Origin of the sequence: Agromyces kandeliae (assembly GCF_009674665.1) — a bacterium.
In the GTDB taxonomy this organism is placed as follows: Bacteria; Actinomycetota; Actinomycetes; order Actinomycetales; family Microbacteriaceae; genus Agromyces; species Agromyces kandeliae.
In genome coordinates, this window is record NZ_WKJD01000017.1 from 1 (window position 1) to 20,807 (window position 20,807).

Sequence of the window (20,807 nt, forward strand, 5' to 3'; positions counted from 1 at the left end):
GGGAACGGGAACGGGAACGGGAACGGGAACGGGAACGGGAACGGGAACGGGAACGGGAACGGGGACCGGAACGGGAACGGGAACGGGAACCGGACCGGGAACCGGAACCGGAACGGAGGAGAAGGGGGAGCATCCGCCCCGATGCCGCCCTCGACCGGGTATTGACGAGTGAAACGTTGCACGCTAGTGTGCCGGGAAGCGCTTTCCCAGAGCGCGAACCCCACCCACAGCACGGAGGACGACGATGTTCACGAGGAAGAACGGCCGGCACTGGCTCGCCGCTGCGGCGATGACGGGGGCTGCGGCCCTCGCCCTGACCGGGTGCGCGGGCGGCGGCGCCGGCGGCGAGTACGACCCCGACGAGGAGGTGACGCTGAACTTCACCTGGTGGGGCAACGACGACCGTGCCGACCGCTACGGCCAGCTCATCGACGCGTTCGAGGCCGAGCACCCCAACATCACGATCGACGGCACCTTCACCGACTTCCCCTCCTACTGGGAGAAGCGCAAGACCGAGGCGGCCGGCGGCGGCCTGCCCGACGTGTGGCAGTTCTCCGACTCCTACCTCCGCGAGTACGCCGAGCCCGGCCTGCTGCTCGACCTCGACACGGTCGGCGAGTACATCGACTTCGACGCCTTCGACGAGGGTCTCCGCCAGACCGGCCAGCTCGACGGCACCCAGTACTCGCTCCCGACCGGGTACAGCTCCTGGGCCGTGTTCCTCAACGACGGCCTGCTCGCAGAGGCCGGCGTCGAGCCCTACGAGGGCGGCACGTCCTACGAGGAGTACACCGAGTGGATGGCCGAGGTCACCGAGGCCACGGGTGGCGAGGTCTACGGCGGCACCGACATGACCCAGCGCATCCAGACGTTCGAGAACGTGCTCCGAGCCGAGGGCGGCAACCTGTACACCGAGGACGGCGAGCTCGGCTTCACCGAGGACCAGCTCCGCGACTTCTGGAACTCGGGCGCCGAGGCCCGCGACGGCGTCGCGATCCCACAGCAGCAGCTCGAGGAGATCGCCCCGATCTCGGGCTTCGGTTCCAACCGCACCGCGAGCGAGGCGAGCTGGAGCAACTTCCTCGGCGGCTACCTCGCCGACTCGGGCGCCGAGTCGGTGACGCTCGTCGCGCCGCCGCTCGACGTCCCCGGCGGCACGGACCTCTACCGCCAGGCCGGCCTGCAGGTCGCGATCTCGGCGGACACCGAGCATCCCGAGGCAGCCGCGATGTGGCTCGACTTCGTCGTCAACAGCGAGGCGGCCGGTGAGGTCTTCGGCACCACGCTCGGCTTCCCCGCCTCGGAGACGAAGCTCGCGGGCACGACCCTCGAGGGCGTCGACGCACAGGTCGCCGACTACCTCGACTCGGTCGCCGACCGCATCGGCGACGCCCCTCCCGTCCCCGTCGTCGGCTACGGCTCCCTCGAGCAGACGTTCTGGGACCTCGGCAAGTCGATCGGCCTCGGCGCGATCTCGATCGACGACGCGGTGAGCCAGTTCTTCGGTGAGGCGCAGGTGATCCTGGGCTGACCGATCCGGCCCCGTGGGCGCCGGCTCCCGCAATGGGGGCCGGCGCCCACGGCATGATCGCCCAGCCATCCGCCCCCATCCGGCACCACCGAGAGGACCACCCGTGCACTACGGCGCCGACTACAACCCCGAGCAGTGGCCGGAGGAGACCTGGCTCGAGGACGTCGCGCGCATGCGCGAGGCCGGCGTCACGATGGTGAGCCTCGGCATCTTCGCGTGGTCGCGCATCCAGCCGAGCGAGGGCGAGTTCGACTTCGGATGGCTCGACCGGGTCATCGACCTGCTCCACGAGGGCGGCATCGCCGTCGACCTCGCCACGGCGACCGCCTCGCCACCGCCGTGGGCGACCGCCGCATACCCCGAGATGCTGCCGCAGGACGAGGACGGCGCGACCTACTGGCCGGGAAGCCGCCAGCAGTTCGCGCCCTCGAGCCCGGTCTACCGGCGTCTGGCCGCCGAGCTCGTCACCGCGATCGCGGAGCGGTACGCGAACCATCCCGCGATCGTCATGTGGCACGTGAACAACGAGTACGGATGTCACCTCAACGCCGACTACTCGGATGCCGCGCGCGACGCGTTCCGCCGTTGGCTCGCCGACCGGTACGGCGACATCCGGTCGCTGAACGACGCCTGGGGGACGAACTTCTGGTCGCAGCGCTACCAGTCCTTCGACGAGATCCTCCCGCCGCGCAAGGCGCCCTACTCGCGCAACCCGGGCCAGGAGCTGGACTTCCGCCGGTTCACGAGCGACATGCTGCTCGAGTGCTACCTCATGGAGCGCGACATCATCCGAGCGGCGGGCGCGAGGCAGCCGATCACGACGAACTTCATGGGCGCGTTCAAGCCCGCGGACTACGGGCGCTGGGTCGAGCACCTCGACCTCGTGAGCGACGACTGCTACCCCGACCCGAACGACCCCGAGGCGTTCCGCGCCGCGGCGTTCCAGCGCGACCTGGTCCGCTCGCTGAAGCCCGAGGTGCCGTGGATCCTCATGGAGCAGGCGACGAACGCACTGAACTGGCGGCCGACGAACGCGCCGAAGGCGCCCGGGCAGATGGCCGCGCTCAGCGCGCAGGCGATCGGGCGCGGGGCCGACGGCATCCTGTTCTTCCAGTGGCGGCAGTCGAGGGCGGGCTCCGAGAAGTTCCACTCCGCGATGCTCCCGCACGCCGGCACCGAGACGCGCACCTGGCGCGAGGCCGTCGCGCTCGGCGAGACGCTCGCCGCGCTCCCGGGGCTTCCGGCCGGCACGCGCGTCGCGCGCGTCGCGCTCGTGTTCGACTGGGAGAACTGGTGGGCCGTCGAGGCATCCGACCACCCGCAGAACGCGCTCGACTACGTCTCCGTGGTCCAGCGGTGGTACCGCGCGCTGCACCGGCGCCATGTGCAGGTCGACCTCGTTCCGGCCTCGCGCGTGGGCGAGGGCTACGACGTCGTGATCGCGCCGCTGCTCTACCTGGTGCGAGAGGCGGATGCCGCCGCGCTCACCTCGTTCGTCGAGGCCGGCGGGCACCTGCTCGTCGGTCCGTTCAGCGACGTCGTCGACGAGCTCGACCGCTTCCGCGACGGCGGGTTCGCGACGCAGCTCGGCCCGCTCTGCGGCATCCGGATCGAGGACTTCGGCGCGCTCGTGCCGACGGAGGCCGCTCCCAGCGAGCCGGGGGAGCGCACGGCGCCGTTCTCCGGCGACGGCGACGGCGACGGCGACGGCATCGCGGGGACGGGCACGCTGCTCGCGGAGGAGGTCCACGTCATCGCGGACGTGCGCGTGGAGGCATCCTTCACCGGGGGCCGCCGCGCGGGCGACCCGGCGCTCACGGTTCGCGCCCTCGGCGGGCGCGGCGGCACGGCGCGGTACCTCGCCACGATCCCCGACGAGGCCGGAGCGCAGTCCCTGGTCGATCGACTCCTCGCGACGACCGGGGTGGAGCCGGTCGTCGCGGGGCTGCCCGAGCACGTCGAGGCCGCGCGCCGCGGCCCGCTGCTCACGCTCGTGAACCAGGGCGGCCCGGTCGCGGAGGTCGAGGTCGCGGGGACCGACGCCGTGACCGGCGAGCGGGTCGACCGCGTCCGACTCGACGCGTTCGACTGGGCCATGGTGGTCTCCGACTGAGGGCCGTACGATGCAGCCGAACGAGGAGGTTCCGATGCGGGCCATCATCCTGAGCGGTGCCGGGCGGTACGCCGACCCGTGGCACGACTACGCCGAGACGAGCGCGCGCCTGGCCGAGCTCGTCGCCGGGGCGGGCTTCGACGTCGTGGTCCGGGAGGACGTCGATGCCGCGCTCGGTTCGCTCGACGACGACGTGGCGCTGCTCGTCGTGAACGCCGGCGATCCGGATCGCTCGAGCACCGACGGCGAGCCGCTGCCGGCCGCCGTCGAACGGCCCGCGGTCGACGACGGCCCGCTGGCCGCGGCGCTCGAGCGCGGCGTCGGCATCCTCGCCGTCCATGCTGCCGCGTCGAGCCTGCGCGACGTCGAGGCGTTCGACCGTGCGATCGGCGGCCGATGGGAGTGGGACGTGTCGTGGCATCCGCCGCTCGGCGAGGCGCACGTGCACCTGGTGGGCAACCACGCCATCCGTGAGGGCCTCGACGACTTCACGCTCGACGACGAGCGCTACAGCTCGCTGCTGCTGCACGACGTCATCGAGCCGATCGCGGAGCACGAGCAGGACGGCATCCGGCATCCGCTCGTCTGGGCCCGGGAGATCGGTCCGTCGCGCCTCGTGTACGACGCGCTCGGCCACGACGCCCGGTCGTACGACTCGGCGGGCCACCGGGCGCTGATCGCGAACGCGCTCGATTGGCTGGGCCGCGTGCCGGCGCCGACGGCGGCAGGCCGGCTCCCGGCGGCGGGCGCCGCGTGAGCCGCCGCATCGTCGTCGCGCCCGACTCGTTCAAGGGCACCGCGACCGCGGCCGAGGCCGCCGCCGCGCTCGCGCGCGGGTGGCGGTCGGTGGCGCCGGACGACGAGCTCGTGCCGAAGCCCATGGCCGACGGCGGAGAGGGCACGCTCGACGCGTTCGAGGCCTCGGTCGCGGGCTCCGAACGCGTGCCCGTCACGGTGCAGGGTCCCGACGACCGGCCGGTGGATGCCGCGTGGCTCCGCCTGCCCGACGGCAGCGCCCTCGTCGAGCTCGCCCTCACGAGCGGCATCACGCTGCTCGACCCGCTCCGTCCGCTGGACGCGCACACGATCGGTTTCGGGCAGGCGATCGCGGCGGCGCTCGACGGCGGCGCGACGAGGGTGCTCCTCGCGATCGGCGGGAGTTCGTCGACCGACGGCGGCGCGGGGGCGCTCGCCGCACTGGGCGCACGCTTCCTCGACGGCGACGGGTGGCCCGTCCCCGCGGGCAATCGCGGGCTCGGCTCGATCGCGCGGGTCGACCTGTCGGGCCTCCGGGAGCGGCCGTCGGGCGGTGCCGCGATCCTCAGCGACGTCACCAACCCGCTGCTCGGCCCGTTCGGCGCGGCGGCGATCTTCGGCCGGCAGAAGGGTGCGACCCCTGATCAGATCGAGCCGATGGAGCGGAACCTCGGCCGGCTCGTGCGCGCGATGCCCGACCGCGCCGCGTTCGCCGACGCTGCCGGGGCGGGAGCCGCCGGCGGCACGGGGTTCGGCCTCCTCGCCTGGGGTGCGCACATGGCGGGCGGGTCTGCGGCGGTCGCCGACGCCATCGGGCTGGGCGACGCGCTCGAGGGCGCGACGCTCGTGATCACCGGCGAGGGGCGCTTCGACGGGCAGTCCGCCGCGGGAAAGGTGCCGAGCGAGGTCGCCGCGCGAGCGGGTGTCGCGGGCGTGCCCGTCGCGCTCGTGGCCGGCGCGATCGACGCCGATGCGTCGGGCTTCGCGGCATCCGCGTCGCTGACCGACCTCGCCGGCGGGGGAGCGGCCGCGATGGCCGACCCGCTGCGCTGGCTCGAGGCCGCGGGCGCGGAACTCGCTCGATCGCAGGCCTGACCGGCCGGCGAGTCGAGACCGCCTTCGGGAGGAACTTCCGGTCGCCGCGCTGCGCGCGGGCGTCCGACACTCCGCAGGGTCGCCGGAATCTCCTCCCGATGGAGGGGGCCGGCTCGGCGAGCGCGGGTGCTCGGCCGGCGTTCAGCCCTTGTGCAGGCCGGGGTGCGGCTTCGGGTGGCCCCCCTCGGAGCGCGCGTAGTCGCCGTGCTCCTCGGATGCCTCGTGGACCTCCGGGTGCTCTTCGGTCGACGTGTAGTCGCCGACCACGGACTCGTCTTCCTCGACGCCGTTCCGGCGCGTGTACTCGCCCTCGACGGTCCGCTTCCGCGGTGCCTCGCCCTCGACCTCCGTGTACGTGCCCTCGACGTCGTCGGGATCGGTTGTGCGGGCCTCATCGGGTTCGGACATCATCATCGATCCTCCTGCTCGGTCGGAGGGGCGTCGTCGGACGACGACGTCCTCCTGCCATGCTACGCGCCGAAGCAGGGACCCCGCCCGGACCCGCCCGCGTCCACCGATCCTCAGGCCGACGCCTGCGCCTCCGCATAGCGACGCCGGATCTCCGGGCGCGCGTCGACCGCGAACGGGGCGCCGGACTCGATCGGCCAGGCCGGTCGTCGGCCGGTCAGCACCCAGGCGGCCTGCCGCGCCGCGCCGTCCGCCACGTACTCACCGGGCGCCGGCACGACGACCGGGACGTCGAACACCTGCGTCGCGGCGACCTGCACGGCGGGGTTCTGCGCGGCTCCGCCGATGAGGAGGATCCGCTGCGCGTCGACGCCCTGCCCGCGCACCGCGTCGAGCCCGTCGGCGAGCCCGCAGAGCAGGCCCTCGACCGCGGCGCGCGCGATCGAGGGACGGGTCGTGTTCGCGAGCGTCAGCCCGGAGAAGGAGGCGGTCGCATCCGGGAGGTTCGGCGTGCGCTCGCCCTCGAAGTACGGCACGAGCACGGCGCCGGATGCCCCGGGCTCGGCCTCGAGCGCGAGGCGGCCGAGCTCGGCGTGGTCGACGCCCAGGAGCCCGGCGGTCGCGTCGAGGACGCGCGCGGCGTTCAGCGTCGCGATGAGCGGGAGGAAGCGTCCGGTGGCGTCGGCGAAGCCGGCGACGGTGCCCGACGCGTCGGCGACCGGGGAGTCCGTGACGGCGAACACCGTGCCGCTCGTACCGATCGAGACCACGACGTCGCCGGATGCCGCGTCGAGCCCGAGCGCGGCGCCGGCGTTGTCGCCGGCGCCGGGGCCGACGAGGATGCCGTCGGGGGTCCGGCCCGCAGGTTCGCCGGGCCCGAGCACGCGCGGCAGGACCGCGTCGTGCCCGAGCGCCCGCACGAGCAGGTCGCGGTCGTAGCCGTCGGCGCCCCAGTACGCGGTGCCGCTCGCGTCCGATCGGTCGGTCGTGAGTTCGGCGAGGTCCGGCCCGAGCGGCGACTCGCCCTCCGGCCCGAAGCCGCGCAGCCTCCAGGTGAGCCAGTCGTGCGGGAGCGCCACGGCGGCGACGCGCGCCGCGTTCGCGGGTTCGGCGTCGCGCAGCCAGCGCAGCTTCGTCGCGGTGAACGAGGCGACGGGCACCACGCCCGTCCGCTCCGCGTAGGCGGGCGCACCGACCTCGTCGATCAGGTCCCGCGCGGCCCGCGCCGAGCGGGTGTCGTTCCAGAGCAGGGCGTCGCGGATGACGCGGCCGTCCGCGTCGAGCACGACCATGCCGTGCTGCTGGCCCGCGATCGAGATCGCGTCGACGCCGTCGAATCCGCCGGCGCCGGCGAACGCCGTGAGCAGCGCGCCCCACCAGGCGGCGGGGTCGACTTCGGTGCCGTCGGGGTGCGGCGCGCGGCCGGAGCGCACGAGCGCCCCTGTCGCGGCATCCCGGATCACGACCTTGCACGACTGCGTCGACGAGTCGACGCCGGCGACGAGTGTCATCGCGACGGCCTCAGCGGGCGCCGAGCAGGTGCTCGGTCGCGAGCTGCTGCAGGCGCACGAAGCCGAAGCCCTTGCCGCCGAGGTACGCCGACGGGTCGAAGTCCTCGTACGCCGAGCGGTCGGCGAGGAAGTCGTCGTAGGTCTCGCCGTCGCCGAGGGTCGGCACGGAGAGCTCGTCGACGCGAGCGGCCGCGAGCGCCTCCTGCACCTCGGGGTCGGCGCGGAACGCGGCGGCGCGCTCCTTGAGCAGGAGGTAGGTGCGCATGTTCGCGGCGGCCGACTCCCAGACGCCGGTCTCGTCCTCGGTGCGCGAAGGCTTGTAGTCGAAGTGCCGGGGGCCGTCGTAGGCCGGGACGCCGCCGGGGCCGCCGTTCTCGAGCAGGTCGACGAGCGAGAACGCGTTGTGCAGGTCGCCGTGGCCGAACACGAGGTCCTGGTCGTACTTGATGCCGCGCTGGCCGTTGAGGTCGATGTGGAAGAGCTTGCCGTGGTACAGCGCCTGGGCGATGCCCGCGGTGAAGTTGAGGCCCGCCATCTGCTCGTGGCCCACCTCGGGGTTGAGGCCGACGAGCTCGGGGCGCTCGAGCGAGTCGATGAACGCGATCGCGTGCCCGAGGGTCGGGAGCAGGATGTCGCCGCGGGGCTCGTTCGGCTTCGGCTCGATGGCGAAGCGGATGTCGTAGCCCTTGTCGGTCACGTAGTCGCCGAGCAGGTTCACCGCCTCGCGGTATCGCTCGAGGGCGGCGCGGATGTCCTTCGCCGAGTCGTACTCGGCGCCTTCGCGGCCGCCCCACATCACGAACGTCTTCGCACCGAGCTCGGCGCCGAGGTCGAGCTGGCGGAACACCTTGCGGAGCGCGAAGCGGCGCACCTGGCGGTCGTTCGACGTGAACCCGCCGTCCTTGAAGACCGGGGCCGAGAAGAGGTTGGTGGTGACCATCGGCACGATGAGGCCGGTGTCGGCGAGCGCGCCCTTCAGGCGGTCGACCTGCGTCTGCCGCTCCGCATCGGAGGAGCCGAATGCGAACAGGTCGTCGTCGTGGAAGGTGAGGCCGTAGGCGCCGAGCTCGGCGAGCTTCTCGACGACGTGCACGACGTCGAGCGCGTTGCGGGTGGGACCGCCGAACGGGTCGGTGCCGTTGTAGCCCACGGTCCAGAGGCCGAAGGAGAACTTGTCGTCGCGGGTGGGCGCGCTGGCCATGGGTGATCCGCCTTTCAGCGTCATCGATGATTTGTTGGCGAGATAAACATAACCGGATGTCGCGCCGGCGGCAAGTCCGGCGCGACTCCCCGGAAAGCCATTTGTTCCCAAATTCGACAAAACACTTGCGAAGCGCTTCGACACCGGCGTAGAGTCCCATCGCAATCAGTCGAAACGCTTCGAGACGATGGAGTCGACATGGCGAAGATCCACGAGGTGGCCGCAGCCGCCGGCGTGTCCATCAGCACCGTGTCGTACGCGTTGAGCGGCAAGCGCTCGATCTCGCCCGACACCCGGCGGCGCATCGAGGAGGCGGCGCGCGAGCTCGACTACCGGCCGAACGCCGGCGCCCGCATGCTCGCCGGTCGCCGAACCCAGATCTTCGCGCTCACCGAGCCGTTCCGGGCCGACACCCATGCGCCCGCGCACATGGCGTTCGTCCTCGCGACCTCCATCGCCGCGCGCAGGTACGAGTACGACATCCTGCTCCTCACCGAGGAGGAGGCGTCGGCCGGCATGCGACGCGTCGCGTCGAGCGGCCTGGCCGACGGCGTGCTCGTGCTCGACGTGGCGCCCGACGACGAGCGCGTCGACCTGGCTCGACGCATCGCGCTGCCCACCGTGTTCATCGGCGTCCCCGACGACCACGAGGGCCTCGTCTGCGTCGACCTCGACTTCGAGGCGGCGTCCGCGCTCGCGGTCGACCGGTTGGCCGACCTCGGGCACCGTTCGATCGGGTTCGTCGGCCACCCGCCGACGTCGTACGAGAAGTCGAACTTCCCGCCGCGCGTCCGGCGGGGGCTCGAGGCCCGGGCCGCCGAACGCGGCGTGGCCTGCACCACCGTCCTGCCCGAGTCCGACGGGCCGCGTCGCGCGCCGGTCCGTGCGGCCGTCCGCGACCTGGTCGAGGGCGGCGCCACGGCGCTCGTGCTGCACTGCGACGACACGAGCCATGCGGTCGCGCTCGACGAGCTCGCCGCGCTCGGCCGTCGCGTGCCCCAGGACGTCTCGGTCGTCTCCGTCGGAGCGACCTTCGAGACGTCCTCCTTCCAGCCGCCGATCGATTCCGTCCCGCTCGTGCCGAGCGCGTCGTGCGAGCTCGCGGTCGAGCTCGCGATGCGCATGGTCGACGGCGGCGAGGTCCCGGCGGCCGTCCACCTGATCGCCCCCGAGTACCGGGCGCACGGCTCGACCGCGCCGCCCGGAGGCGCGTCGGGCTGACGGGCGGCCGCGGACACGCGGCATCCGTTCGCCCGGTATCGAAGCGCTTCGACAACTCGCCCCGACCCGACCCGACACCACCACCGAGACAGCCCCGGAACCCACCCCACCCCGCCGGGGAACCGCACACCCACACCAGGAGGTAGCAATGAAGCACACCAGAACCCTCGCCGTCGCGGCCTCGGTCGCCGTCGCGGCCCTCGCCCTCAGCGGCTGCTCCGGCAGCGACGCGGGGGGCGACGAGAACGTCCTCCGCCTCTGGCACTACGAGGGCGCGGACTCGGCCATGGGCATCGCCTGGGCCGAGGCGATCGAGGTCTTCGAGGAGGAGACCGGAGCGACGGTCGAGTTCGAGGAGAAGAGCTTCGAGCAGATCCGCTCGACGGCCAGCCAGGTGCTGAACTCCGACGAGGCGCCCGACCTGCTCGAGTACAACAAGGGCAACGCGACCGCGGGCCTGCTCTCGAGCGAGGGCCTGCTCACGCCGCTCGACGACGTCGTCGACGAGTACGGCTGGGGCGACCAGCTGGCGCCCGCGCTCCAGACGACTGCGAAGTACGACGAGGACGGCGTCATGGGCTCGGGCAGCTGGTACGGCGTGCCCAACTACGGCGAGTTCGTGCAGGTCTACTACAACAAGGACGCGTTCGCCGAGGCCGGCGTCGAGGTGCCGACCACGCTCGCCGAGTTCGAGGACGTGATGGCGACGTTCGCCGACCAGGGTGTCACCCCGCTCGCCGAGTCCGCCGCCGAGTACCCGCTCGGCCAGCTCTGGTACCAGCTCGCGCTGGGCGAGGCCGACCGGCAGTTCGTCAACGACTACCAGCTCTACGAGAACCCGATCGACTGGTCGGGCGACGAGATCTCGACCGCGACCGAGACCGTGAAGGACTGGGTCGACGCGGGCTACATCTCGACGGATGCCTCCGGCCTCAAGGCCGAGGACGCCGGCGTGGGCTTCATCAGCGGGGACGCCCCGATCTTCTACTCCGGCAGCTGGTGGTACGGCCGCTTCGTGAACGAGATCACCGACTTCGAGTGGGGCACGTTCCTCTTCCCCGAGGCCGAGCTGTCGCCGGGATCCGCGGGCAACATGTGGGTCGTGCCCGAGCGGGCGAAGAACAAGGAACTCGCCTACGAGTTCATCGACATCACGATGCGCCCCGAGATCCAGGCGCTGCTCGGCAACAACGGCGGCGTGCCCGTCGCGGCCGACGAGGCCGACATCACCGACGAGAAGTCGCAGGAGCTCATCGCGAACTTCAACGCGCTGAACGACATGGACGGCATCTCGTTCTACCCCGACTGGCCCACGCCGACCTTCTACGACGAGCTGAACGCCGGGCTCCAGGAGCTCGTCAACGGCACCAAGTCCCCGTCCGAGGTGCAGCAGCAGCTCGGCGAGCAGTACCAGTCGGGCGTCGACGACATCGTCGGCTGACCGGCTCGGATGCCGCGGCGAGTGCGTGCGCCGCGGCATCCGCCCCTCGGGGCCACGCCCCACCGGGCCGCAGCGCGGCCCGCCCGGACCACCGGAAGGAACCACCCATGTCAGCCCTCGACACCAGGGCCGCGACGACCATCGAGGCGACGGATGCCGCGGGAGGCCGCCGCAGGTCGCGTCGCCCCGCCGGGCCGGAGGACGGCCTGATCCCCGGCGCCCGCCGCGGCACCTACTGGCTCTACCTCGTGCCCGGCCTCGCGCTCCTCGCCGTGATCGTCGTCGTCCCGCTCGTCTGGAACGTCTACCTCACGTTCACCGAGTACCGCGGCATCCGCCCGCCCGAGTGGATCGGCCTCGAGAACTGGGTCGAGCTCATGGGCGATCGCGTCTTCTGGACGAGCTTCGGCAACTCGATCGCGATGATCCTCGCCATGGTCATCGCGCCGACGCTCCTCGGCCTGCTGCTCGCGGCGATGCTGTTCGACCTGATCGGCCGCAAGTTCGGCGGCCGGCTCGCGAGCTTCCTGCGCGCGACGTACTACCTGCCGCAGATCCTGCCCGCGGTCATCGCGGCCATCGTCATCGGCTGGATCCTGCGCCCCCAGAACGGCGCCCTCAACCAGGTGCTCGAGGCCGTCGGCCTCGGCGACCTCGCCCACAACTGGCTCGGCAGCCCCGACACGGCGCTGCCGAGCCTCATGGTCATCATGGTCTGGGTCCAGCTCGGCTACCCGATCGTGATCTTCATGGCGGCGCTGCAGCGCGTCGACCCGGAGCTCTACGAAGCCGCCGAACTCGACGGCGCGAACTGGTTCCAGCGGTTCCGGGCGATCACGCTCGGCATGATCCGCCCCGAGATCTTCGTGGTCACGCTGACCTGCACGATCGCGGCGCTCAAGGTGTTCGGTCCCGTCTACGCCCTCACCGGCGGCGGGCCGGGCACGTCGACGATCGTCCCCGCCTACTACGCGTACAGCGAGTTCTTCCAGTCGCAGCAGGTCGGCTACGGCGCGACCATCGCGACCGCGCTCACGATCGTGATCGCCGCGGTCAGCGTGCTGTTCATCCTCGCCCAGCACCGCATGGAGAAGAAGGAGGCCGAGCGATGAGCACCATCATCGAGGAGCTCGACCCCGAGCGCCGCGACGTCGAACTCCCGACGGATGCCGCGCCCGCGCCCGCCGCCCTGACGCCGCGCAGCGGCACCCGACCGCGGCGACGCCGCACCGGCAAGCGCACCCCCGGCGACTGGCTCGTGCTCGTCATCGCGATCGTGCTCGGCTTCTTCATCGCCGTGCCGTTCCTGCTGATCCTGGTCAACTCGTTCAAGTCGCCGGCCGACTACAACACCTCGGGTCCGCTGGCGCTGCCGACCGAGTTCTACGTCGACGGTCTCGTCGCGTTCTGGGAGCGCGTGAACTTCCCCGAGAAGCTGTGGAACAGCGTCTTCATCTCGGGCCTCGTCGCGGTCTTCGCGGTGCTCATCTCGATGTTCAACGCCTTCGCGCTCGGCATAGGACGGGTGAAGGGGCGGCTCTGGATCGTCGTGCTCATCCTGCTGGCGAACATGCTGCCGCAGGAGGTGCTGCTCTACCCGCTGTACTTCATGTTCAAGGAGGCCGGGCTCTACGACAGCCAGTGGGCGGTGATCATCATCTTCACGGTCATCCAGTCGGCGTTCGGCACCTACCTGCTCGCGTCGGTGTACTCGACCTTCCCGAAGGAGCTGCTCGAGGCCGCGTCGCTCGACGGCGCCTCGCGCTGGCAGATCCTCTGGCGCGTGGTCTACCCGATCTCGCGGCCGACGCTGTCGGTGCTGCTCATCTTCTTCTTCATCTGGACGTGGAACGAGTTCCTGATCCCGCTGACCTTCCTCGTGTCGAACGCGACCCAGACGGTGCCCGTGGCGATCACGGTCCTCCAGGGCGACCGGCTGATGGACGTCACCACGACGAGCGCGTCGGCCCTCCTGGGGCTCATCCCGACGCTCGTGTTCTTCCTCATCTTCCAGCGCACCCTCACCAGGGGCATCACGGCAGGAGCGGTCAAGTAATGAAGTTCACCGACGGGTTCTGGCACGTCCGGCCCGGAGTCGAGGCGCTCTACGCACAGGAGGCGCGCGACCTCGCGGTCGAGCATGGCGAGGACGACCGCGACGAGCTCGTCGTCTGGGCCCCGACGCGGGTGATCGCCGCGCGCGGCGACACGCTCAACCGGCCGATGCTCACGGTCTCCCTCGCGGGCGTCGCCGAGGGCGTCATCCGCGTGCGGGTGGAGCACCACTGCGGCACGCCCCGCGACGTGGGGTTCGAACTGGCGACGGATGACGCGTACCGCGCCGCGGTCTCGGTCGACGACGAGGGCGGCGTGGTCGACGCGGGCGCCCTGCGCGCTCGGGTCCGGCGCGGTGCCCCGTGGGGCCTCGCGTTCGAAGACGGCTCGGGCACGACGCTCACGACGAGCGGTCACAAGTCGGTCGGGTACCTGAAGCTCGCGCCGGGTGCCCCGGTCGCGGCCGAGCCCGCCGGCGTGACCGGGATCTCGAGCACGGGGCTCGCCGAGGCATCCGCCTACCTGCACGCCCAGCTCTCGCTCGGCGTCGGCGAATCGGTCTACGGGCTCGGCGAGCGGTTCGGTCCGCTCGTGAAGAACGGCCAGACGGTCGACATCTGGAACGCCGACGGCGGCACGTCGAGCGAGCAGGCGTACAAGAACGTGCCGTTCTACCTGACCGACCGCGGCTACGGCGTGCTCGTGAACCACGCCGGGCACGTGTCGTTCGAGGTCGGCTCGGAGGCCGTCGAGCAGGTGCAGTTCTCGGTCGCGGGGGAGTGCCTGGAGTTCTTCGTCATCGCCGGTCCGACGCCCGCCGAGGTCCTGGACCGCTACACCCGGCTCACCGGGCGGCCCGCCCGCGTGCCCGATTGGTCGTACGGCCTGTGGCTCTCGACGAGCTTCACGACCGACTACGACGAGGCGACGGTGAACGCCTTCATCGACGGCATGGCCGAGCGCGACATCCCGCTCGAGGTCTTCCACTTCGACTGCTTCTGGATGCGCGAGTTCCACTGGACCGACTTCCAGTGGGACCCCGCGGTCTTCCCCGACCCCGAGGGCATGCTCGCGCGGCTGCACGAGCGCGACCTGCGGGTGAGCGCGTGGCTGAACCCGTACATCGCGCAGCGGTCGCGGCTGTTCCGCGAGGGCCTCGAGCACGGCTACCTCGTGCGCCGCCCCGACGGCTCGGTGTGGCAGTGGGACCTCTGGCAGGCGGGCATGGCGCTCGTCGACTTCACGAACCCGGAGGCGACGCGCTGGTTCCAGGATCACCTGCGCGGACTCGTCGTCCAGGGTGTGGACGCGATCAAGACCGACTTCGGCGAGCGGATCCCGATCGACGTGGTCTGGCACGACGGCAGCGACCCCGAGGCGATGCACCACCGGTACACCGACCTCTACAACCGCGCGGTGTTCGAGGTGCTCGAGGCCGAACGGGGTGAGGGCGAGGCCGTGCTCTTCGCCCGGTCGGCGACCGCGGGCGGGCAGTCGATGCCGGTGCACTGGGGCGGCGACAACTCCTCGACGTTCACGTCGATGGCCGAGAGCCTGCGCGGCGGCCTCTCGCTCGCGATGACGGGCTTCGGCTACTGGAGCCACGACATCGGCGGCTTCGAGGGCAGCCCCGATCCCGCCGTCTTCAAGCGCTGGCTCGCGTTCGGGCTGCTCTCGAGCCACTCGCGCCTGCACGGCTCGACGAGCTACCGGGTCCCGTGGGCGTTCGACACGGGCGACGAGGCGCCGGGACAGAGCGCGGTCGAGGTCGCGCGCACGTTCGCGAAGCTCAAGGCGTCGCTGCGTCCGTACCTCGTCGCGGCGGGGGAGCAGGCGCACGCCGCCGGCATCCCGATCATGCGGCCGATGCAGCTCGCCTTCCCCGGCGACCCCGCCGTCGCCCACCTCGACCGGCAGTACCTGCTCGGTCCCGACCTGCTCGTCGCACCGGTCTTCTCGGCGTCCGGCGAGGTCGAGTACTACCTGCCCGAGGGGGCGTGGACGAACTGGTTCACGCGCGAGACCGTCGAGGGCGGCGGATGGCGCCGCGAGCGGCACGGCTTCGACACGGTCCCGCTGTGGATCCGGGGCGGGGCGGAGATCCCGGTGGTCGACGAGGACGGAGCACCCGGCGTCGTGCGCGGCTGAGTGCGCTTCGCAAGTTTCGAGGCTAGGCTTCGAAACATGACAACGGATGCCGCGCCCGAGCGCGTCACGCTCGCCGACATCGCCGCCGAGGCGGGCGTCTCGCTCGCGACGATCTCGAAGGTGCTGAACGGTCGCTCGGATGTCGCGGCCGCGACCCGCGCGCGCGTCGAGCACGTGCTCGCCGAGCGCGGGTACCGACGTCGCGGGGGCGGGCGCTCGGAGGCGCGCGCCGAACTCATCGAGCTCGTCTTCCACGAGCTCGACCCGATCTGGTCCATGGAGGTCATCGACGGCGTCGAGTCGGTGGCGAAGGAGCACGGACTGAGCGTCGTGCTGACCGTGAGCGGCACCCGCCACTCGCCCGACCCCGACTGGGTCGAGGGCGTCATGCGTCGGCGGCCGGTCGGAGTCGTGCTCGTCTTCAGCGACCTGGCGCCCGAGTACCACGAGCAGCTCCACTCGCGTGCCATCCCGTTCGTCATCGTCGACCCGGCCGGCGACCCGTCGCCCGACGTGCCGTCGGTCGGCTCGGCGAACTGGTCAGGCGGCCTGGCCGCGACGCGGCACCTCATCGAGCTCGGCCACCGGCGGATCGCCGCGATCACCGGACCGGCCGACATGATGTGCTCGCTCGCGCGCATCGACGGCTACCGTTCCGCGATGAACTCGGCCGGGCTCCCGGTCGACGAGGAGTGGATCCGCTTCGGCGACTTCCACGTGTCCGGCGGCCGCGACCGGGCCCGCGAGCTCCTCGATCGCGAGGACCGCCCCACCGCGATCTTCGCCGGCAGCGACATGCAGGCGCTCGGCGTGCTCGAGGCCGCGCGCGAGCGCGGCATCCACGTGCCCGACGACCTCTCGGTCGTCGGCTACGACGACATCCCGCTCGCCCGCTGGCTCACGCCCAAGCTCACGACCGTCCACCAGCCGCTGCGCCGCATGGGCGAGGAGGCGGCACGCCTCGCCATCCGACTCGCCGAGGACCCGCTCGACCCGGGCGCGCCGACGCCGCGGATGGACCTCGCGACGAGCCTCGTCGTGCGCGACAGCACTGCGGCCCCGGCCGCAGCTGCCTCGCGGTCGTCGCAGCCTCGTGCTAGAGCAGCGACGGCACCGTCGGCGTGACCGGCACGACGATGACCGACGTGCCCCCGTGCTCGAGCGCGTGCGCGAGCGCCGAGCGCACCTCGTCGTCCGTGCCGGCCTCGACGCCGCGGCATCCGTAGCCCTTCGCCAGCGAGACGATGTCGAGCCCCGGGATCTCGAGGCCCGGCACGCCGGGGGTCTCTTCGAGTTCCGCGAACGACTTGAGGATCGCGTACTCGCCGTTGCGAGGCACGACGACGATCAGGTGCGCATCGTGCTGCGCCGCCGTCCAGAGCGCCTGGATGGAGTACTGCAGCGAGCCGTCGCCCATCACTGCGAGCACCGGGCGGTTGCGACCCGTCCTGCGCTCCGCGAGCGCGATGCCCACGGAGGCCGGCAGGTTCCACCCGAGGCTGCCCGACGCGAACGTGAAGAACGTGTCCGGGACCTCGACGGGCCACGCGGCGTGGAGCTCGGCGAGGTTCGACGGGGACTCCTCGACGAGCACGGTGTCGGGCGGAGTCGCATCCCTGAGGATGCGGAAGAGCTGCAGCGGGGTGAGGACGCCCTCGGGCGGCTCCTGCTCGGCGTCCGCGGAGACCGGGGTGGGCGCCATCCGGTGCGGCAGCATCTCGACCGTGCGCATCGGCGCCGGGCGGGCCTCGATGATCTCCGTCAGGGCCTGCATCGCGAGCAGCGGATCGCCGATCAGGCTGTCGCCGACCGGAGCCTTCGCGGTCTCCGCCGGATCGTCCGAGACGTGCAGGAGCTGGAGGCCGTCGGGCAGGTACGGCCCCGCGACGTACGGGTAGTAGCGGAACACGGGCGCGCCGATCACGATCGCGACGTCGTGCCCGGCGAGCTTCTCGGCGAGCGGGCCGATCGCGAACGGCAGGCCGCCCGCGTACAGCGGGTGGTGCTCGGGGAACGGTGCCCGCTCCGAGGCCGGTGCCGCCCAGACCGTGGCGTTCAGCCGTTCGGCGAGCGTGACGGCCTGGTCCCAGCCCTGCTCGCGGGCGACCGAAGCGCCGAGGACGAGGGCCGGATGCTCCGCCGACGACAGGCGCACGGCGAACTCCGCGATGCGCGCCGGATCGGGAGCGATCCGGTTGGCGACACGGCGGACGACCGCGGGACCGTCGGCCTCCCGATCCCAGTCGTCCAGCGGGATCGAGAGGAAGACCGGGCCCTGCGGCGGCTGCGTCGCGATCGCGTACGCGCGCATGAAGGCAGCCGGGACGTCACCGGCCCGCACCGGCTCGTAGCTCCACTTCACCCACGGCTTCGGCAGCACCGACGGCTCGATGTTCGTCAGCCACGGCTCCATCAGCAGCATGTCGCGCGTCTGGTTGCCCGCCGTCACGATGAGCGGCGTGCGGTTCATGAACGCGGTCAGGATGTTCGACATCCCGTTCGACAGGCCCGCCGACGTGTGCACGTTGACGAGCGTCGGCGCGCGTGTCGCCTGCGCGAACCCGTCGGCCGCACCGACGGCGGCGGCCTCGGCGAGCGTCTGCACGTAGGTGAAGTCGGACGGGAAGTCCTTGAGGAAGGTCTCCTCGGTCGAGCCCGGATTGCCGAAGACGGTCGTCAGGCCCAGCTCGCGGAACAGTTGGAATGTCGCTTCTCGTACGGTGACCACGTCGCCTCGCCCCCTCGGCATCCCCGGCGGTCTCGGCGCACACCCTGCCAGAGCGGCCCGGATGCCGCAACGGCACGAGGGCCCGCGGACGGCCCGATCAGCGCGGCTCGACGCGCAGCGTCGTCTCGGTGGCCGGGCTCGTGATCATCGCCTGCGTCGCACTGCCGTTGCCGTACTTCGCGAGGTAGGCGGCGTCGATCTCCGCGTCCTTGGAGGCGTCTGGCACGAACGAGACGTCGATCGTCCTGCCGCCCCAGGTGATCGCGCCCTCGTCGTGTCGCCTGGCGGCTCGATACCACCGGCCGTCCGGCCCCTTGTACGAGCGCAGGTACAGTGCGCCGTCGACCACGACGCCCCAGACGGTCGTGGGGGTCGGAAGCGAGCCGTCCGTGCGTCGTCCCGCCACGCGGATCTCCGAGGCGCGCTCGAGGGAGTCGAGGTCGCGGGTGCTCCATGCGGTCATGCCGGCATCCTCTCGGTCGTGTCCGCGCGGTCGCGCGCGGCGCTGCTGTGAACCACGGTAGGCGCATGCGGCGACGGGAGGGATGCCCTGCCGGTACGTGCCTCGCGCCCGCCCGGCGCCCGCCGGGTCAGCCGCGGCGTGGAACGCCGCCGGTGAGTCCGGCCTCGTACGCGATGATCACCGCGTGCACGCGGTCGCGGGCGCCGAGCTTCGCCAGCAGCCGACCCACGTGGGTCTTCACCGTCGTCTCCGAGATGAACAGGTCGGCCGCGATCTCGCCGTTCGTGCGCCCCTGGGCGACGAGCGCGAGCACGTCGCGTTCGCGGTCCGTGAGCGCGGCGACGAGGTGCGCCGGGGCGGATGCCGCGTCCGGCCGCGGCCGGGCCACGAACGTCTCGATCATGCGCCGGGTGACGCTCGGCGCGAGCAGTGCGTCGCCCTCGTGCACGGCGCGCACCCCCGCGACGAGGAGTTCGGCCTGCACGTCCTTCAGCAGGAACCCGCTCGCTCCGGCCTGGAGCGCGTCGTAGACGTACTCGTCCAGGTCGAAGGTCGTGAGCATGACGACGCGGACGGCGCTCCCGTGCTCCGCGACGATCCGGCGCGTCGCCTCGATGCCGTCGACGCGCGGCATCCGCACGTCCATGAGCACGACGTGCGGCTGGAGGTCGCGCGTCGCCTCGACCGCCTGCTCGCCGTCGGCGACCTCGCCGACGACCTCCAGGTCGGGCTCGATCTCGAGGATCATCCGGAAGCCGGTGCGGACCAGCGCCTGGTCGTCGACGACGAGCACGCGGATGGCGTCGCCACGCGAGTCGTCGGTGCGCGGAGACGGATGCCTCGACGGCGTGGATCCGGTCATGCGGCCTCCAATGGCAACTCGGCCAGCAGTTCGAATCCACCGCCGTCGTGCGGGCGGGCGAGCAGCGATCCGCCGTACAGCGCCACCCGCTCGCGCAGGCCCGCGAGGCCGCTTCCGCCCGCGTTCGAGCGCGTGACCTCCATGTCGGGCCCCGCGCCGTCGTCGATCACCCGAAGGCGCAGTGCGGCGTCGCCGTACTCGACGTCCACGCGCGCCGCGGAGGCGCCGCCAGCATGTCGCAGCGCGTTCGTCAGGCCCTCCTGCACGAGCCGGTACGCGGTCACGTCGAGCGCGGCGGGGAGCTCGCGCGCCTCGCCCGTCACCGACACCGAGACCGGGAGCCCGGCCGCGGTCACGCGTTCGGCCAGCCGGTCGAGGTCGCCGAGTCCCGGCGCGGGTTCCCGGTCGGCGGCCTCGTCGGTCCGCAGCACGCCGACGAGCCGGCGCATCTCGGTGAGCGCCTCACGGCCGGCGGACTCGACCGCCTCCAGCGCGGTCCGCTCGACGTGCTGGTCGGCGGCGAGTCGACGCCGGACGGCCGCGGCCTGGACGATCATCACCGAGAGGCTGTGGCCGACGACGTCGTGGAGCTCGCGCGCGATGCGGTTGCGCTCCTCGGCGATCGCGCGCGACTCGCGCTGCGCGAGCGCCGCGCGACGCTGGTCGCGGGCCTGCAGCGTCGTGCGTACGAGTGCCCCGACGAGCCAGGCGATCACCCACGGTGCGAGCCACACGATGGTGTCGAGCATGTCCGCGAACGTCGCGTTCAGCGGGTCGAGCCACGACCAGCCGAACCAGAGCACCACGCCGAGCGCGACACCGAGCAACGACCGGGGCATCGTCTCGAGCCGTCCGACGGTGTAGATGGCGACGAGCGGCGCCAGCAGCACCGCGTTGCCCTCGGGCGAACCGACGATCGCGAATTCGACGAGGTACACCCCGATCACGCCGGCGAGCACGCCGAGCGGGTGAGCCCGGCGGAACACGAGCAGGGCGGCGGCCAGGCCGAATGCGAGTGAACGGGCCCATTCCGGCCCGACCGCGTTCGTCGTGCCGATGCCGGCCCAGACGTCCAGCTGCGCGACCAGGCACACGATCGCGGCGATCGCGATGTCGGTGGCCCGGATCCTCGCCTGCACGTGGGGATGCTACGCCCAGCGGCACCTCGAGGGCATCCTCCCGTGGGAGGACGCGACGTTTCCTCCCCTGGTCCACCCGATCGGTGCCACGGCGCGACGCCGCGTCATCCGCTCGACCGTACGGTCGGCGCCGAC

At 72.1% G+C, this 20,807-nt stretch carries 17 protein-coding genes; 10 read left to right on the forward strand and 7 right to left on the reverse strand.

The genetic code is table 11. The features are described 5' to 3' along the window. Nucleotides 1-244 precede the first annotated feature (244 nt). The 4 genes from GJR97_RS12620 to GJR97_RS12635 all read left to right on the forward strand — a co-directional run bounded on the left by GJR97_RS12620 (nucleotide 245) and on the right by GJR97_RS12635 (nucleotide 5,495). The gene (locus GJR97_RS12620) at nucleotides 245-1,531 is read left to right on the forward strand and encodes an ABC transporter substrate-binding protein (protein WP_154347011.1); all 1,287 of its coding nucleotides are present in this window, start codon (nucleotides 245-247) and stop codon (nucleotides 1,529-1,531) included. Nucleotides 1,532-1,634: 103 nt separating this feature from the next. Further along, a complete protein-coding gene (locus tag GJR97_RS12625) occupies nucleotides 1,635-3,644 on the forward strand; it encodes a beta-galactosidase (RefSeq protein WP_324613465.1) in 2,010 nt (669 codons plus the stop codon). 34 nt (nucleotides 3,645-3,678) lie between these two features. Further along, the gene (locus GJR97_RS12630) at nucleotides 3,679-4,401 is read left to right on the forward strand and encodes a ThuA domain-containing protein (RefSeq protein ID WP_154347013.1); all 723 of its coding nucleotides are present in this window, start codon (nucleotides 3,679-3,681) and stop codon (nucleotides 4,399-4,401) included. Next, the gene (locus GJR97_RS12635; protein ID WP_324613466.1) at nucleotides 4,398-5,495 is read left to right on the forward strand and encodes a glycerate kinase; all 1,098 of its coding nucleotides are present in this window, start codon (nucleotides 4,398-4,400) and stop codon (nucleotides 5,493-5,495) included. The genes GJR97_RS12630 and GJR97_RS12635 overlap by 4 nt, the downstream gene beginning before the upstream one ends. A gap of 141 nt (nucleotides 5,496-5,636) precedes the next feature. Here GJR97_RS12635 and GJR97_RS12640 read toward each other — a convergent pair whose 3' ends face one another. The 3 genes from GJR97_RS12640 to xylA form a co-directional block, all read right to left on the reverse strand. Continuing rightward, complete coding sequence (locus GJR97_RS12640; protein WP_154347017.1) at nucleotides 5,637-5,903, reverse strand: hypothetical protein; 267 nt, start codon at nucleotides 5,901-5,903, stop codon at nucleotides 5,637-5,639. 113 nt (nucleotides 5,904-6,016) lie between these two features. Continuing rightward, entirely contained in the window at nucleotides 6,017-7,414 is a 1,398-nt protein-coding gene (locus GJR97_RS12645) for a xylulokinase (RefSeq protein ID WP_154347019.1), read from the reverse strand. 10 nt (nucleotides 7,415-7,424) lie between these two features. After that, a complete protein-coding gene (gene xylA, locus GJR97_RS12650) occupies nucleotides 7,425-8,615 on the reverse strand; it encodes a xylose isomerase (RefSeq protein WP_154347021.1) in 1,191 nt (396 codons plus the stop codon). Nucleotides 8,616-8,813: 198 nt separating this feature from the next. On the opposite strand from xylA, the gene GJR97_RS12655 reads away from it, so the two are divergent. The 6 genes from GJR97_RS12655 (at nucleotide 8,814) to GJR97_RS12680 (ending at nucleotide 16,605) form a co-directional block, all read left to right on the forward strand. Continuing rightward, nucleotides 8,814-9,836, forward strand: coding sequence for a LacI family DNA-binding transcriptional regulator (locus GJR97_RS12655; protein ID WP_154347023.1), 1,023 nt, complete (start codon nucleotides 8,814-8,816; stop codon nucleotides 9,834-9,836). Nucleotides 9,837-9,984: 148 nt separating this feature from the next. After that, on the forward strand, nucleotides 9,985-11,277 hold the full coding sequence (locus GJR97_RS12660) for an ABC transporter substrate-binding protein (RefSeq protein ID WP_154347025.1): 1,293 nt from the start codon (nucleotides 9,985-9,987) through the stop codon (nucleotides 11,275-11,277). 107 nt (nucleotides 11,278-11,384) lie between these two features. After that, nucleotides 11,385-12,389, forward strand: coding sequence for a carbohydrate ABC transporter permease (locus GJR97_RS12665; RefSeq protein ID WP_154347026.1), 1,005 nt, complete (start codon nucleotides 11,385-11,387; stop codon nucleotides 12,387-12,389). After that, on the forward strand, nucleotides 12,386-13,333 hold the full coding sequence (locus tag GJR97_RS12670) for a carbohydrate ABC transporter permease (protein WP_154347028.1): 948 nt from the start codon (nucleotides 12,386-12,388) through the stop codon (nucleotides 13,331-13,333). The genes GJR97_RS12665 and GJR97_RS12670 overlap by 4 nt, the downstream gene beginning before the upstream one ends. Then, nucleotides 13,333-15,480 carry an alpha-xylosidase gene (gene yicI / locus GJR97_RS12675; protein WP_154347030.1) on the forward strand — a complete coding sequence of 716 codons (2,148 nt, stop codon included), beginning with the start codon at nucleotides 13,333-13,335 and terminating at the stop codon, nucleotides 15,478-15,480. Before GJR97_RS12670 ends, yicI begins: the two co-directional genes overlap by 1 nt. Nucleotides 15,481-15,516: 36 nt before the next feature. Continuing rightward, nucleotides 15,517-16,605: a LacI family DNA-binding transcriptional regulator gene (locus GJR97_RS12680; protein WP_154347032.1), complete on the forward strand. Its 1,089-nt coding sequence runs from the start codon at nucleotides 15,517-15,519 to the stop codon at nucleotides 16,603-16,605. On the opposite strand, the gene mdlC is transcribed toward GJR97_RS12680, so the two are convergent. The 4 genes from mdlC to GJR97_RS18320 form a co-directional block, all read right to left on the reverse strand. After that, complete coding sequence (gene mdlC, locus GJR97_RS12685; protein WP_324613467.1) at nucleotides 16,577-18,208, reverse strand: benzoylformate decarboxylase; 1,632 nt, start codon at nucleotides 18,206-18,208, stop codon at nucleotides 16,577-16,579. The genes GJR97_RS12680 and mdlC overlap by 29 nt on opposite strands. A 97-nt stretch (nucleotides 18,209-18,305) precedes the next feature. Then, nucleotides 18,306-18,671: a DUF2255 family protein gene (locus tag GJR97_RS12690; RefSeq protein WP_154347036.1), complete on the reverse strand. Its 366-nt coding sequence runs from the start codon at nucleotides 18,669-18,671 to the stop codon at nucleotides 18,306-18,308. A gap of 127 nt (nucleotides 18,672-18,798) precedes the next feature. Next, nucleotides 18,799-19,533 (reverse strand): response regulator, encoded by a 735-nt coding sequence (locus GJR97_RS12695; RefSeq protein WP_154347038.1) that lies wholly within the window; start codon nucleotides 19,531-19,533, stop codon nucleotides 18,799-18,801. After that, a complete protein-coding gene (locus GJR97_RS18320) occupies nucleotides 19,530-20,672 on the reverse strand; it encodes a sensor histidine kinase (RefSeq protein WP_154347040.1) in 1,143 nt (380 codons plus the stop codon). Before GJR97_RS18320 ends, GJR97_RS12695 begins: the two co-directional genes overlap by 4 nt. Nucleotides 20,673-20,807: the final 135 nt, after the last annotated feature.

Bases quoted from the DNA above. Each gene is read 5' to 3' on its own strand.
- GJR97_RS12695 (WP_154347038.1), bottom strand. From the start codon at position 19,533: ATGACCGGATCCACGCCGTCGAGGCATCCGTCTCCGCGCACCGACGAC.
- yicI (WP_154347030.1), top strand. From the start codon at position 13,333: ATGAAGTTCACCGACGGGTTCTGGCACGTCCGGCCCGGAGTCGAGGCG.
- GJR97_RS12665 (WP_154347026.1), top strand. From the start codon at position 11,385: ATGTCAGCCCTCGACACCAGGGCCGCGACGACCATCGAGGCGACGGAT.
- GJR97_RS12645 (WP_154347019.1), bottom strand. From the start codon at position 7,414: ATGACACTCGTCGCCGGCGTCGACTCGTCGACGCAGTCGTGCAAGGTC.
- GJR97_RS12640 (WP_154347017.1), bottom strand. From the start codon at position 5,903: ATGTCCGAACCCGATGAGGCCCGCACAACCGATCCCGACGACGTCGAG.
- GJR97_RS12620 (WP_154347011.1), top strand. From the start codon at position 245: ATGTTCACGAGGAAGAACGGCCGGCACTGGCTCGCCGCTGCGGCGATG.
- xylA (WP_154347021.1), bottom strand. From the start codon at position 8,615: ATGGCCAGCGCGCCCACCCGCGACGACAAGTTCTCCTTCGGCCTCTGG.
- GJR97_RS12660 (WP_154347025.1), top strand. From the start codon at position 9,985: ATGAAGCACACCAGAACCCTCGCCGTCGCGGCCTCGGTCGCCGTCGCG.
- GJR97_RS12630 (WP_154347013.1), top strand. From the start codon at position 3,679: ATGCGGGCCATCATCCTGAGCGGTGCCGGGCGGTACGCCGACCCGTGG.
- GJR97_RS12655 (WP_154347023.1), top strand. From the start codon at position 8,814: ATGGCGAAGATCCACGAGGTGGCCGCAGCCGCCGGCGTGTCCATCAGC.
- GJR97_RS12680 (WP_154347032.1), top strand. From the start codon at position 15,517: ATGACAACGGATGCCGCGCCCGAGCGCGTCACGCTCGCCGACATCGCC.
- GJR97_RS12670 (WP_154347028.1), top strand. From the start codon at position 12,386: ATGAGCACCATCATCGAGGAGCTCGACCCCGAGCGCCGCGACGTCGAA.
- GJR97_RS12690 (WP_154347036.1), bottom strand. From the start codon at position 18,671: ATGACCGCATGGAGCACCCGCGACCTCGACTCCCTCGAGCGCGCCTCG.